Here is a 13,575-nt window from a genome sequence, read left to right on the forward strand (position 1 = left end):
GGCCTGCACACGCCAGCCACCAGGGCGGGGGCATGTCCTGCTCGGCCGTACGCATGGTGTAACGACCCCGCCCCCGCCACGATTCCACGCCTGCGATGCCCCCGGTCACACCCCGAAACCGGACACCCGGGACGCCACCACACCCGGCCCCTGTCGAACCGCCTCACAAATGGGGCACACGGTGCCGTCGCAAGCCACCGAGCCTGCCGTGACACGCGGTCTCACAGACGGGTCAGCTCGACGCCAAACGGACACTCAGGCACGGACGGCGCGCGACCGCCCACGGGGGGTGTGGCCCGCCGTGCCCGGCGCAGGGATCAAGCCTGACCGCCCGGAGCCGGGCACGGCGGGCCACACCCCCACCACGACGCACAGCAACAAACGACCGCAGCACAGCAACCCAACACGCCCAGACAACGCAGCCAGCCGAGAGACGAGACGAGCTCAGACCCCGAGATACCGAAGCACCGCGAGCACCCGCCGGCTGTAACCCCCCGCCCGCGGCAGCTCCAACTTGTCGAAGATCGTGTTGACGTGCTTCTCCACCGCGCTCTGCGACACGTGCAGCCGCCCGGCGATCGTGGCGTTGGTGTGGCCCTGCGCCATGTGGTGCAGCACGTCCCGTTCGCGGGGTGTCAGCCGCGCCAGCGGGTCGGTGCGGTCGGTGCCGGCCAGGACCTGCCGCACCACCTCGGGGTCCAGCGCCGTCGCGCCCTCGGCCACCCGGTCCAGGGCGTCGAGGAAGTCGTCCACCTGGGCGACCCGGTCCTTGAGCACGTAACCGACGCCCTCGGGGCGGTCGGCGAGCAGCCGGGTGGCGTACCGCTTCTCGACGTACTGGGAGAGGACCAGGACTCCGGTGTCGGGCCAGCGCCGCCTGATCTCCAGCGCGGCCCGCAGCCCGTCGTCGGTGTGGGTGGGCGGCATCCGTACGTCCGTGACGACGACGTCGGGCCGGTGTCGGGCGACGGCGTCGACCACGTCGTCGGCGGAGGCGACGGCGGCGGCGACCTCGTGGCCCTCCTCGGCCAGCAGCCGGGCCAGGCCCTCGCGCAGCAGCGTGGAGTCCTCGGCGAGCACTATCCGCACGGCAGTTCCACCGACACCGTGGTGGGCCCGCCGGGCGGGCTGTCGACCCGCAGCCGCCCGTCCTGTGCCGCGACCCGGCGGGCCAGGCCGGACAGGCCGCGCCCGGCGGGGTCGGCGCCGCCGGCGCCGTCGTCGTGCACCGTCATCCGAACGAACCTCTCCCCGGCCCCGATCTCGACGGTGATCAGGGTAGCGGCGGCGTGCTTCGCCGCGTTGGTCAGCGCCTCGCAGGCGACGAAGTACAGGGCCGTCTCGACCTGCCGCTGCGGGCGTACGGGCAGGTCGCAGCGGACGCGGACGGGAACGTCGGAGCGCTGCGCGACCATCTCCAACACCTGCCCGAGGTCGGCGTCGTCGAGCGCGGACGGGTACACCCGCCAGGCCACCTCGCGCAGCTCCCCGATGGCCTGCTGCGCGTCGGCGTGGGCCTGGGCGAGCAGCGCGGCGGTGCGCTCGGCGTCCCGGCTGCGGCGGGCCCGGCCGAGCAGCATGCCGAGGGCGACCAGGCGCTGCTGGAGTCCGTCGTGCAGGTCCCGCTCGATGCGCTGCCGCTCGGCGTCCACGGCGGCGATGACGCCGGCGCGGCTGGCGGCCAACTCCCGGACCCGGTTCTCCAGCAGGGTGCGGGCGTTCGGGCCGAGCAGGCGCCGGGCGAGCCGGACGTCCAGCGCGGCCACGCTCACCACGGCCTGCAGGTTGACCAGGAGCAGTGCCGCGCCGATGACGGTCTGCACCAGAGCGTCCGTCACGCCGAGGTCGCCGCGGATCACGGCCCGCACCACGATCGAGGCCAGCACCACGCCGACGGCCAGCATCCCGTACGCGAGCAGGCCGAGCGCCCCGGGCAGCAGACGGGCGGCCAGGTAACCGACCTCCCGCCGGCCCGCCGCGCCGGGCGGGACCTCGACCCCGTGGAACCGGGCCAGCCGGTCCCGCTCGTACCGCGCCAACGTCGCGACGTACCGGCGGATGGTGGCGCGGACGCGGCGGCGGGCCGGCGGCACGGCCGCGGCGCCGGTCACGGCGACGGCCGTACCGAGGAGGAACAGCGCCTCGACGGCGGCCGTGAGGATCCCGAGGGCGACCCCGACGGGGATCCGGGCCGGGCGTGGCGTCACCGACCGGGGTGCCTCCACCGGCTCAGCGCACCCCGTCGTGGTCCCACGGGGCGGGCTGCCCCTCGGAGTAGGCGCTGCGGTAGATGGTGCCCCGCCCGGCCGGGTCGGGCGCGTGGTGCAGCGGGGCGGGTCCGGGGGTCGGCTCCGGCTCGACGGCCGCCGCCGCGCCCCGCCGCGCCCGGATCACCCGCGAGACCACGAACCAGCCGACGGCCGCCACGGAGGCGAGGATGACCACGTTCTGAAGGACGCCGACGTACCCCTCGACCAGATGCCAGTTGTCGCCGAGCAGGTAACCGGCCATCACGAAGGTGGTGTTCCAGATCAGGCTGCCGAGGGTCGTGTAGACCGCGAACGTCCACACCGGCATGCGCTCCACGCCGGCCGGGATGGAGATCAGGCTGCGGAAGATCGGGATCATCCGGCCGAAGAAGACGGCCTTGACCCCGTGCCGCAGGAACCACTCCTCGGTGCGGTCCACGTCGCTGAGCTTGACCAGCGGCAGCCGCTCCGCGATCGCCCGGATCCGCTCCCGACCGAGCGCGGCGCCGATGTAGTACAGCGCGAGGGCGCCGAGCAGCGAACCGAGGGTGGTCCAGAAGATCGCGCTGACCACGCTCATCCGCCCCTGACCGGCGACGAAGCCGGCGAGCGGCAGGATCACCTCGCTGGGGATCGGCGGGAAGAGGTTCTCCAGGGCGACGGCCAGGCCCGCGCCGGGGCCACCGAGTCGTTCCACCAGGCCGGTGACGTAGCCGACCAGGCCGTCCTCCGGTGGCGCGGCCTCCCCCGTGGCGGTTCCGGTGGCGAGCAGGGCGTGCGCGGTACGAATCATGGCCTCCACGCTACGAACTCATCCTGAGAGCCGACCATGGGGCCGGCCGTCCGGTTCGGCCGGGGCGACCGCACCGGGCGGGGTGTGGAAAACCACAGGGGTCGCACCGGCGACCGCTGTCGTCCTACCCGGCCGCCCGCGCCGCGACCGCGCGGGCGGTCCTCCGGTGCGCGGCGGCCTCGTCGGGGCGGCCCAGCGCGGCGGCGAGGTCGCCGAGGTGGTCGGCCACCGGGCCGAGGGTGAGGATGCCGCTGCCGGCCCCGGCCAACTCGTCGGCGGCGGGGGCCAGTTCGGCGTACGCCCACCGCATCGTCGCGCGGTCGCCGAGGGCCAGGGCGGCGCGGGCGGCGAGGCAGATCCGGGCCTCGCGGAGCAGGTCGTGCGGTGACTCCGGGAGGGCGCGCAGCGCGGCGGCGGCCTCGCCCCGGTGACCGGTGGCGAGCAGCACCAGGGGTCGCGCCCAGGGCTCGTACGGCCCGAAGTCCCCCTCCGTCAGGTCGTGCTCCCCCGGCCCGCTCGCCCCGGCGGCGCCCCGCTCCCGGGGTGCGGGTGCCAGGCGCAGGCACAGCAGCGCGAGGGCGAGCAGGCCGTGTTCCATGCCGGGCATCCCGCTGCCGGTGAGGGTGGCCTGCGCGGACCGGTACGCGGCCGCCGCCCCTTCCGGGTCGCCGCCGACCGCCAGCCGCAGGGCGGCGTACCACCGGGTGAACACGCCCACCAGCGGCAGGTCGTACCGCTCGGCGAGGCGGTCCGCGGCGTCCGCGTGCGCGTCGGCGACCGTGAGGTCGGCGAGGGCGCAGTGCGCCTGCAGGAGGACGAGGTGGCCGAGGACCTCGAAGCTCACCAGCTCGTGCCGGGCGGCCAGGTCGACCAGTTCCGCGCCGATGCGGGCGCGCTCGGCGGCGAGGCCGGCCCGGCCGAAGGAGTGCAGGAAGCGGGCGTTGAGCGCGTGCGCGAGCAGCGCCGGGTGCGACAGCCGCCGGGCGATGGACTCCGCCTCGCACGCCGCCTGGTGACCGCGGTCGGTGGTGGTGCCGCGCAGCTCCAGGGCGAGGGTGCTCAGCAGCCGGCTGCGCCGTTCCGGCTCGTCGTCGCCGAGCGCGGCCAGCGTCCGCTCGGCGGCCCGGACGACCTGCCGGGAGAGGTGCTCGTCGTCGTTGCGGGTCCAGATCGCCGGGACGTCGAACGCGGTCAGCACGTTCGTGGCCAGGCCCGGATCGTCGAGCCCGACAGCCGTGGTGATCGCCGCCGACCGCAGCCGCCGCGCCTCGTCGAGGTGGCCGGTGACGGCGAGCGCCCGGCCCAGTCCCATGGCCGCGGCCAGCCGCCCGCGTACGTCGTCGCCGCCCGCGCGGTCGTGGGCGGCGACCGCCTGCCGCCACAGGCGGGCCGCCTCGTGCGGGTGGAAGCGACGTTCGGCCTGCTCGGCCGCCGCCCCGGCGTAGCGGGCGGCGCGGGGCGCGGTGGCGCGGCTCGCCGCGCGGGCGAAGTGGTGGGCGAGGGCGGCGACGTCGTGGGGGTACAGCCGCTCGATGGCGTCCCCGACGGCGGCGTGCCAGCGGGCCCGGCGCGGCGCGGACAGATCGCCGTAGAGCGTGTCCCGCACCAGGATGTGGGTGAACCGCAGCCGCCCGTCGGCGCCCTCCTCGCCGAGGAAGCCGGCCGCCAGGGCGCGGTCCAGGGCGTCGAGCACCGGCGCGGCGTCACCGGCCAGCGCGGCCAGCACGTCCGGGTCCACGTCGCGGCCGAGCACCGCCGCCTGCCGCAGCACGGTCTGCGCCGCCTCCGGCAACCGGGCCAGGCGGTGGCGGATCACGTCCCGCACCCCCGGCGGGACCTGGTGCAGCGCCGACTCGCCCTCGGCCGCGAGCAGCCGCGCCAACTCCCGGACGAAGAACGGGTTCCCGCCGCTGCGCCGGTGGATCAGGCGCACCACCGCCGCGTCCAGCGCCTGCCCGGCGACGGCACGGGCCAGGTCGCCCGTCGCCGGCTCGGGCAGGCCGCCGAGATAGACCCGGACCGGTTCGGCGCGGGCCACCCGGGCCAGGGCGGCGGTCAGCTCCGGGGTGATCTCGGCGGCGCGGTACGTCCCCACGACCAGCACCGGGCCGGCGACCGGCTCCGGCTCGCCGACCAGGGCGGTCAGCAGGTCCAGCGTGTCGGCGTCGGCGCGGTGCAGGTCGTCGACGACCAGCAGCACGGGCGTGCGGCCGGCCGCCGCCGACACCAGGGCAACGGTGGCGCGGTGCACCCGGAACCGGGCCGCCGCCGGGTCCTCTCCCGGGCCGGCGGCGCGCGAAGCCGGGCCGACGGCGTGCGGCCCGGGGTCGGTGGCGTGCGGCCCCGGGCCTGGGCCGCCGGGCGGCGGCGCCTCCCGCCGGGCGGCGGCAGGCGGCTCCGGGTCGGCCGGCCCGGTGAGCGCGTCGGTGATCTGGTTCCACGGCCAGGAGACGGGGGCGCCCTCGTACTCGGGGCTGCGGCCCCACGCCGTCGTCCAGCCGCCGGCGGCCAGCTCCCGGGCCAGCGCGTGGGCGAGGGCGGTCTTGCCCGCGCCCGCCTCGCCCGAGACGAGGGCCAGCGCGGGGCTGCCCTGCCGGGCGACGTGCCCGGCGGCCTGCCGCAGCATGGCCAGCTCCTCGTCGCGGCCGACGAACGGGCGGCGGTCGTCGCGCGCCCGGGCACTGGTGGGCGCGGTCGCGCGCGGCGGCGCCGGGCGGTCGCGTCTCTGCTCGGTGCCGCCGGGAACGGGCGGCGCGGCGTCGACCCGTCCCGGCAGGTGCGCCTCCGGCGGGATGAGTTCCGGCGCCTGGGCGAGGATGTCGGCCTCCAGCTGCCGCAGCCGTGGGCCCGGGTCGACGCCGAGTTCCGCCACCAGGGTGTCGCGGGCCTGCCGCAGCGCGGCCAGTGCCTCGCCCTGCCGACCCGACCGGTACAGGGCCGTGGCCAGCAGTTGCCAGGCGTCCTCCCGCAGCGGGTGGCCGGTGGCGTGGGCCCGCAGCCCGGTGGCCGCCTCGGCGGCCCGGCCCAGGGCCAGCAGCGACTCGGCCCGCCGCTCGACGGCCAGCATCCGCAGCTCGTCGAGCCGGTCGATCTCGGCCCGGGCCCAGGGCTGTCCGGCGAACTCGGCGTACGCGGGGCCGCGCCACAGGGCGAGCGCGCCGTCCAGGCAGGCCAGCGCCGGGCCGGGCCGGCCCGCCACCAGCAGTTCGCCCGCCTCGCCGACCGCCGCCTCGAACCGCCAGGCGTCCACCGCGTCGGGCGCGGCACGCAGCGCGTACCCGGGCGGATCGGTCACCAGCAGGCGGGCCGGCTGCCGGGGCGGCCGGTCCGGTTCGAGAGCCCGGCGCAGGTCGGCGACGAACGTGCGGATCGCCCCCACCGCGCCGTCCGAGGGCTCCTCCCACAGGTCACCGACGAGCCGGTCGACCGGCACCACCCGGCCCCGGGCGACGAGCAGGCGGGCCAGCACCGCCCGCTGGCGGGGACCCTTCAGCGCGACGGGACCGAGATCGTTCACCGCCTCCACCGGCCCCAGTACGCCGAAGGCCACCGGAGGTGCCGTCGCCTGCGTGGTCATGGGACCAATTTAGGCAGGTCCGACCGCCGGCTCCCCACGGTGGGGGCCGGGGGCCGCTCATCCGTTGCTGACCGGTCGCTGACGACCACCGGGCACGCTCGACGCCGGACGACGTGGTCCCCACGGACCACCGCTCCCGCCACTTCACCGGCACCGCATGAAGGGACCACCATGAACCCGACCATCAGGGGATTCGACTACCGGCGCGTCACCGTCGCCGACGGCGTCACGCTCACCGCGGCCGTCGCCGGCTCCGGCAGCCCGGTCGTGCTGCTGCACGGCTTCCCGCAGACCCATCTCATGTGGCGGCACGTCGCCGCCGACCTCGCCGCCGACCACACCGTGATCTGCCCGGACCTGCGCGGCTACGGCGACAGCGACAAGCCCGCCGATCCCGACGGCACCGCGTACGCGAAACGGACCATGGCCGCCGACGTCGTCGCGCTGGCCCGCGCGCTGGGACACGACCAGTTCGCCCTGGCCGGGCACGACCGCGGCGCGCTGGTCGCCGTCCGCGCGGGCCTGGACCATCCGCGGGCGGTCACCCACCTCGCCGCGCTCGACGTGCTGCCGACCCTCGACATGTGGGACGTCCTGCACGGCACCACCGCGGCCGTCGGCTTCCACCTCTACCTGATGGCCCAGCCGCCCGGCCTGCCCGAGCAGCTCATCGGCGCCAGCCCGGACGCCTTCTTCGGCCACTTCCTGGACGCCTGGGTCCGGGACCCGGACGCCATCCCGGCCGACGTGCGGGCCGCGTACCTGCGGGCGTCCCGGGAGGCCGTCGCCTCGATCGTCGCCGACTACCGCGCCTCGGCCGGCGTCGACGTCGACCACGACCGGGCCGACCGCGCGGCCGGCAACACGCTGCGCATGCCGGTGACGGTGCTGCAGCAGGACTGGGGCGCGGCCCTCGGCTACGACGCGGTCGCGCTGTGGCGGGCCTGGGCACCGGACCTGGAGCACCGGACCGTCTCCTGCGGTCACTTCATGGCCGAGGAGGCGCCCGCCGAGGTCGTCAAGGCCCTGCGCGCCCTCCTGGCCAGGTAGCCGACCGAGCGGCCGTAACGGCCTAGGGTGATCCGATGACCCAGGACACCCCCCGAGTCGGCGGTCGACCTGCCGGGGCGGGCACGATGAGCGGGCGGCTGGCCCAGCTCTGGCGGTACCCGGTGAAGTCGATGCTGGGCGAGCGGCTGCCGGCCGCCGAGGTGGGCGCGGCGGGGGTGGCGGGCGACCGGCGGCTGGCCCTGCGGCACCGGGACACCGGGCGGGTGGCCAGCGCGAAGCACCCCCGGCTCTGGCGTGACCTGCTCACCCTCCGCGCGGCCGGCGCCGCACCCGATCCGGTAAGCGTCACCCTGCCCGACGGACGCGAGGTGTCCAGCGCGGACGCCGACGTCGACGACGTGCTCTCCGGGGTGCTCGGCGCCCCGGTGACGCTGATCGACCGGCCACCCGCCGGGGCGACGCTGGACCGGGCCGATCCGGAATCGGTGCTCGCCGCCGGGCTGGCCGCCGAGGTGCCGGTGGACGCCAGCCCTCTCGGTGCGGCGGCGCCGGGCACCTTCTTCGACTTCGCCCCCGTGCACCTGGTCACCACGGCGACCCTGGCCCGGCTGGCCGCCGAGCTGCCCGGGGGCACCCTCGACGCGGCCCGCTACCGGCCCAACCTCGTCCTCGAGGTCGACGCGGACGCCTTCGCGGAGAACGACTGGGTCGGCCGCGAGCTGCGAATCGGCCCGGCGCTCGTGCTGCGGGTGCTCGCCCCCACCCCGCGCTGCGCCGTTCCGACCCTGGCGCACGGACCGCTCCCCCGGCGGACCGAGGCGCTGCGCGTCCCCGCCCGCCTCAACCGGGTCGCGCCGCTGCCGCAGCTCGGCCCGCAACCGTGCGTGGGCGCGTACGCGCAGGTGCTGCGCGGGGGCCGGGTGGAGCAGGAGTCGGTGGTGCGGGTCGGCTGAGCGCGGCTCAGTCGTCGTCCTCGTCGTCGCCCGACGACCCGGTGTCCACGCGGTCGAGCAGGGCGTCGAGGCGGGCCGCCGTGTCGGGCGAAATCTTCTCCTCCTCGACCGCCTCGGCGAGCCGCTCCCGCAGGTCCTCGACCCGCTTGGCCCGGTCCTTCGGCCTGCCGCGGGTCAGGTCGGCGAGCTCGTCCCGCAGTTGCTCGACCGTCTTCCGGTCGATCTCGCCCCGGGCCTGGGCCTGCGCGAGCGCGGCGGCGAACTCGGCGGCCAGCTGGCGAAGGCCGATCGGGGCCGACTGAGCGGTGGACGGCGGGGCGGACGGGGTGGCTTCCGGCGTCGGCGACGTCGTGGTCGGCTCCTCGGCCGGCGTGACCACGGACGGGGCGGCGGACGGCGGCGGGTTTTCGCCGTCGCCGAGGGCCAGCACCCCGACGAGCCCGAGGAGCAGCGCGACGCCGGCGGCGACCAGCACCGCGATCGCCCGGCTCCCCCGGGGCCCGGCGACCGGGGCGGGACGCGGGCCGCCGGCGGCCACGGTTCGACCATCGGCCGCCGGCACGCCGGCCCGGCCGCCCGCCACCGGCACGCCGGCCCGGCCAGCGATCGCCGGGGATCCCGGCCGGCCGGTGGAGACCGCCGCCGAGGTGGGCAGCGAGCGGTCGACCAGCGTGGGCGGGTGCGCCGGCGGGACCGCGCCCGCCGGCGCGGGCAGGGTCGGCAGGACCGCGGTGTGCGGCTCGGCGGGCACCGCGCCGGCGAAGCGGGCGGCCAGTTGGGCCGCGGTCGGCCGACGGGTCGGGTCGGCGGCGAGGCAGGCCAGGGTCAGGTCGGCGACGTCGGCGGGCAGGCCGGGAGTCCGCAGGGGCGGCACGGGCATGTGCCCGCCGTGCACCTCCAGCGCGTCCTCCCAGGTCCGCACGGGCAGCGGGGCCCGGCCGGTGAGGGTGCGGTAGAGCAGCGCGCCGAGGGCGTAGACGTCGCTGGCCGGGTTCGGCGGCCCGGGCCGCATGCGCTCCGGCGCGAAGTAGGCGGGCGTGCCCATCAGCAGCTCGCCGGTCTGCCCGGCCAGCGGGTGGTCCGGGCCGGCGAGCGCGGCGATGCCGAAGTCGAGCACCTTGGCGCCGGTCTCGGTGAGCATGACGTTGCCCGGCTTGATGTCGCGGTGCACCACGCCGATGCGGTGGGCGGCGGCGAGCGCGGCGGCGACCTGACCGGCCAGCCGGACGCCGTCCGGCCAGGCGAGCGGCCCGTCGGCGAGCCGGTCGGCGAGGTTGCGCCCCTCCACCAGCTCCATCACCAGGTACGGCACGACCGTCCCGCCGGTGAGGGTCGCCTCGCCGTAGTCGTACACCTGGGTCACGTGGGGGTGGGTGAGCCGGGCGGCGGCGCGGGCCTCGCGCTGGATGGTGGCCCGCAGCTGCGGGTCGGTGCCGAACTCCCCGGCGAGGGCCTTGATCGCGACGGGGCGGTGCAGCACCTCGTCGTCGGCGCGCCACACCTCGGACATCCCGCCGAGGCCGATGCGCCGGCGCAGGACGTACCGGTCGTGCAACCGAAGGGTGGGCGAGAACGGCGACATAGCCGTTCAGTCTGCCTGGCCCGGCGGGGCGGCCACCACCCGCCATGCCCGGTTGCGCGCCGGCCGTCCCGATGGTGCCGCAACGACCGGCCGCGCGGGTGGCGCACGCCACCCGCGCGGCGGGCGGCGGGTCAGGAGCAGCGCTGCGGCGCGGGCAGCGGCGGTGGCTGGATCCGGTCGGCGAGCCGGCGCAGGGCGCCGGCGGCGGCCAGCCGGGTGGGGGCGAGCCGCGGCGCTCGGGGGCGCTCCGCGTGGACCGGCGCGTCCGGCCGGGCGGAGTTGACGTGTCGGGTCACCGCGTCGACGGCGACGACGAAGCCGGTGGAATGTTCCATGGTCAGCTCCTCGGGACGGGTCCGGTGGAGGTCCGGACGACGAGTGCGGTGGGCAGCAGGACGTGACCGGCCGCCGGGTCGGCGGGCGGATCGAGCAGGAGTCGGGCGGCGATGCGCCCCTTCTCCTCGGCGGGTTGCCGCACGGTGGTGAGGCCCGCCGCGGCGGCCTCGGCGATGTCGTCGAAGCCGGTGACCGAGACCGGTGGCGAGCCGGCCTCGGCGAGCGCGTCGAGGACGCCGAGGGCGAGCACGTCCGAGCCGGCCAGCACCGCCGTGGGCGGCGCCGGCGCGGCGAGCGCGGCGGCGACGGCGGCGGCGCCCGCCGACCGGCTGTTGCCGGTGGCGGCGAGCAGGGTCAGCTCGGACCAGGCGACGCCGACCTCGGCGAAGGCGTCGGCGAACCCGGCGAACCGCCCCCGGGTGGTGGGATGGGCGACGTCGGCCACGTCGGCGAGCCGTACCTCGCCCGGGGCGGCGCCGGGCCGGACGGCGTCGCCGAGCAGGGCGACGCGGCGGTGTCCGAGCCCGGTCACGTGCGCGGCGACGGCGCGGGCGGCGGCGCGCTCGTCGATGCCGACGTAGCGGTCGTCGGGGCCCGCGTCGTCGCGGGGCGCGGTGGTGACGACGGGCAGGCCCCGGTCGCGGAGCACGTCGACGATCCAGCCCTCGTCGCCGACACAGTAGACGCAGAAGCCGTCGACGGAGGCGTCCTCCACCGCCCGCCGCGCGGCCGCCTCATCGGCGGGCAGGGGCACGAGCAGCAGGCTGGTGCCGTGCCGCTCGGCCGCCTCGGCGACGCCGGCCAGGAAGCGGACCGCGAAGGGGTCGGTGAAGGCGTACGACAGTTGCGACTCGAAAAGCACCCCGATGGCGCCGACCCAGCCGCGCCGCAGCGACCGGGCCGTGGGGTTGGGCCCGGGGTAGCCGAGCTGCCGGGCGGCGTCCAGGATCCGCTGGCGCAGCGCGGCGGAGAGCTGGTCGGGGCGGCTGTAGGCGTTGGAGACGGTGCTGCGGGACACGCCGACGGCGTCCGCGACGGCCTGCAGGGTCGGCTTCACCGCGCGCTCCTCTGTATCGATTCAGTCTGGATCGATACAGAGACTAGTGGCGGCAATCGACGGCGTCAATACGCCGCGACCGGCGGACACGAGCACGCCCCACCCGGTCCGGCCGGATGGGGCGTCGGGGCAGCGGCCGTCAGGGCTTGCGGGCGACCGCGCCGTACATGCTGACCTCGGCAGCGGTGGGCCGGGGCAGCGGGGCGTCCTCGGCGCGCCACCGTGCGACCGAGGTGACCCCGGGCTCCACCACCTCGAGCCCCTCGAAGAACCGGGTGAACTCCGCCAGGCTCCGCAGGCTGAGCACGCCGTGCGGGCCGTCGCCCCGGCCGGCGGCCTTCGCCTCCCGCGCGACCTCCGGGGGCAGGTGGTCGTGGGTGGCGTGGGAGGCCGCCAGGTAGCTGCCGGACGGCAGCGCCTCGAGCAGCCGGGCGACCACGCCGTACGGGTCGTCGCCGTCGGGGACGAAGTGCAGGATCGCCACCAGCATCAGCGCCACCGGCCGGGACAGGTCGATGGTGCGCAGCAGGTCGGGGTGCTGGAGGATCTTCTCCGGGTCGCGCAGGTCGGCGTCGATGTAGGCGGTGGCGCCCTCCGGCGAGCTGCTGAGCAGCGCCCGGGCGTGCGCGAGCACGATCGGATCGTTGTCGACGTAGACCACCCGCGACTCGGGGGCGATCGCCTGGGCGACCTCGTGGGTGTTGTCGGCGGTCGGGATGCCGGTGCCGATGTCGAGGAACTGGCGGATGCCCGCCTCCCGGGCCAGGTGGCGTACGGCCCGCTGGAGGAAGCGACGGTTCTCCAGGGCGGCGGTGCGGATGGTCGGGAAGGCCGCCGCCACCGCGTCGCCGGAGTCCCGGTCGGCCTGGAAGTTGTCCTTGCCGCCCAGCCAGTAGTTGTACCGGCGTGCCGGGTGGGCCACGGAGGTGTCGATGCGGTCGCTCGGGTGGGTGGGGCCGGTGGTCACGCCCGGAGCGTCGGTGGTCAAGGCTGCCTCCACGACTCTGCGCCAACCGCCACCGGTGGCGTCCGTCCACTGTCGCCGGTCGGCGACCATGGTAACCGCACCGCCGCCCGGGGCCGGGCCCCGCGGGCGGTCACCCCGGGTAGAGGTCGTCCAGGATCCGGCCGAGGATCTCCGGCGTACGCTCCGGCGGCTCGGCCTCGACGCAGAGCCGCTCCATCGCCGCCGCGTAGAAGTCGAGGTCGTCGCGCTTGTCGAGATAGAGCGCGCTGGTGAGCTGTTCGATGTAGACGATGTCCGGCAGGTCCTGGTCGCCGAAGCGCAGGATCGTGAACGCGCCGCCCGCCGCGGCGTGCCCGCCGGCCGCGAACGGGATGACCTGGAGCCGGATGTGCGGCGACTTGGTCGCCTCGATGAGCGCCGCCACCTGGCCGCGCATCACCTCCCGGCCGCCGATGGGCCGGCGCAGCGCGGCCTCGTCCACCACCGCCCAGAGCAGCGGCGGGCTCTCGCGGCGCAGCAACCGCTGGCGTTGCATGCGCAGGGCGACCCGGCGCTCGATCTCGGCCGGCGCGGCTCGCCCGTGGCCGAGCAGCACCACCGCCCGGGCGTACTCCCGGGTCTGGAGCAGGCCGGGAACGAACTGGACCTCGTAGGAGCGGATCAGCGCCGCGGCGGCCTCCAGGCCGAGGTACGACTGGAACCAGCTCGGCAGCACGTCGCCGTAGCGGTGCCACCAGCCCGGGCTGTTGGCGTCCCGGGCGAGCTTGAGCAGCGCCTCGCGCTCCTCGGACGCGGTGACGCCGTAGAGGGTGAGCAGGTCGGCGACGTCGCGCTCCTTGAAGCCGACCCGGCCCAGCTCCATCCGGCTGATCTTCGACTCGGAGGCCCGGATCTCCCAGCCGGCGCCCTCCCGCGTCACCCCGCTGGACTCGCGGAGACGGCGCAGCTGGGCGCCGAGCAGCATGCGCAGCACGGTGGGCCCGGTAGCCGGGCCGCCCTCGGCGGGCACCATCGTCACCGGATTACCGCCAGGATGCCCCGTCCTTCAGC

Annotated in this window: 11 protein-coding genes; 2 read left to right on the forward strand and 9 right to left on the reverse strand. The window is 76.7% G+C overall.

Translation table 11 applies throughout. The annotated features are described in order from the left end of the window. Window positions 1-444: 444 nt before the first annotated feature. From ACFY23_RS28820 to ACFY23_RS28835, 4 genes are all read right to left on the reverse strand, one after another. Window positions 445-1,089, reverse strand: coding sequence for a response regulator transcription factor (locus tag ACFY23_RS28820; RefSeq protein ID WP_350686997.1), 645 nt, complete (start codon window positions 1,087-1,089; stop codon window positions 445-447). Next, window positions 1,080-2,225 (reverse strand): histidine kinase, encoded by a 1,146-nt coding sequence (locus ACFY23_RS28825; protein WP_350686999.1) that lies wholly within the window; start codon window positions 2,223-2,225, stop codon window positions 1,080-1,082. The genes ACFY23_RS28820 and ACFY23_RS28825 overlap by 10 nt, the downstream gene beginning before the upstream one ends. Before the next feature lie 4 nt (window positions 2,226-2,229). Next, the gene (locus ACFY23_RS28830; RefSeq protein ID WP_350687000.1) at window positions 2,230-3,042 is read right to left on the reverse strand and encodes a DedA family protein; all 813 of its coding nucleotides are present in this window, start codon (window positions 3,040-3,042) and stop codon (window positions 2,230-2,232) included. Between the two features lie 124 nt (window positions 3,043-3,166). Then, window positions 3,167-6,619, reverse strand: a complete 3,453-nt coding sequence (locus tag ACFY23_RS28835) for a BTAD domain-containing putative transcriptional regulator (protein ID WP_350819488.1) — start codon at window positions 6,617-6,619, stop codon at window positions 3,167-3,169. Between the two features lie 171 nt (window positions 6,620-6,790). Between ACFY23_RS28835 and ACFY23_RS28840 the strand changes: the two genes are divergently transcribed. Both ACFY23_RS28840 and ACFY23_RS28845 read left to right on the forward strand, forming a co-directional pair. Beyond that, window positions 6,791-7,669 (forward strand): alpha/beta hydrolase, encoded by an 879-nt coding sequence (locus tag ACFY23_RS28840; RefSeq protein WP_350684101.1) that lies wholly within the window; start codon window positions 6,791-6,793, stop codon window positions 7,667-7,669. 35 nt (window positions 7,670-7,704) lie between these two features. Further along, window positions 7,705-8,583 carry an MOSC domain-containing protein gene (locus tag ACFY23_RS28845; protein WP_350684100.1) on the forward strand — a complete coding sequence of 293 codons (879 nt, stop codon included), beginning with the start codon at window positions 7,705-7,707 and terminating at the stop codon, window positions 8,581-8,583. Between the two features lie 7 nt (window positions 8,584-8,590). On the opposite strand, the gene ACFY23_RS28850 is transcribed toward ACFY23_RS28845, so the two are convergent. The 5 genes from ACFY23_RS28850 to ACFY23_RS28870 form a co-directional block, all read right to left on the reverse strand. Continuing rightward, window positions 8,591-10,165, reverse strand: coding sequence for a protein kinase (locus ACFY23_RS28850; RefSeq protein WP_350684099.1), 1,575 nt, complete (start codon window positions 10,163-10,165; stop codon window positions 8,591-8,593). Window positions 10,166-10,296: 131 nt separating this feature from the next. Continuing rightward, window positions 10,297-10,500 (reverse strand): hypothetical protein, encoded by a 204-nt coding sequence (locus ACFY23_RS28855; protein ID WP_350684098.1) that lies wholly within the window; start codon window positions 10,498-10,500, stop codon window positions 10,297-10,299. Between the two features lie 2 nt (window positions 10,501-10,502). Then, entirely contained in the window at window positions 10,503-11,558 is a 1,056-nt protein-coding gene (locus tag ACFY23_RS28860; RefSeq protein WP_350684097.1) for a LacI family DNA-binding transcriptional regulator, read from the reverse strand. A 139-nt stretch (window positions 11,559-11,697) separates the two neighbouring features. Further along, window positions 11,698-12,546, reverse strand: a complete 849-nt coding sequence (locus ACFY23_RS28865; RefSeq protein ID WP_350684096.1) for an SAM-dependent methyltransferase — start codon at window positions 12,544-12,546, stop codon at window positions 11,698-11,700. Between the two features lie 109 nt (window positions 12,547-12,655). Then, window positions 12,656-13,543, reverse strand: coding sequence for a helix-turn-helix transcriptional regulator (locus ACFY23_RS28870; RefSeq protein ID WP_350684095.1), 888 nt, complete (start codon window positions 13,541-13,543; stop codon window positions 12,656-12,658). Window positions 13,544-13,575: the final 32 nt, after the last annotated feature.

Source organism: Micromonospora sp. NPDC000121, from assembly GCF_042899165.1.
GTDB lineage: Bacteria > Actinomycetota > Actinomycetes > Mycobacteriales > Micromonosporaceae > Micromonospora.

Excerpts from the sequence above, each read along its gene's own strand:
- ACFY23_RS28830 (WP_350687000.1), bottom strand. The coding sequence starts at position 3,042 with ATGATTCGTACCGCGCACGCCCTGCTCGCCACCGGAACCGCCACGGGG.
- ACFY23_RS28835 (WP_350819488.1), bottom strand. The coding sequence starts at position 6,619 with ATGACCACGCAGGCGACGGCACCTCCGGTGGCCTTCGGCGTACTGGGG.
- ACFY23_RS28840 (WP_350684101.1), top strand. The coding sequence starts at position 6,791 with ATGAACCCGACCATCAGGGGATTCGACTACCGGCGCGTCACCGTCGCC.
- ACFY23_RS28845 (WP_350684100.1), top strand. The coding sequence starts at position 7,705 with ATGACCCAGGACACCCCCCGAGTCGGCGGTCGACCTGCCGGGGCGGGC.
- ACFY23_RS28850 (WP_350684099.1), bottom strand. The coding sequence starts at position 10,165 with ATGTCGCCGTTCTCGCCCACCCTTCGGTTGCACGACCGGTACGTCCTG.
- ACFY23_RS28855 (WP_350684098.1), bottom strand. The coding sequence starts at position 10,500 with ATGGAACATTCCACCGGCTTCGTCGTCGCCGTCGACGCGGTGACCCGA.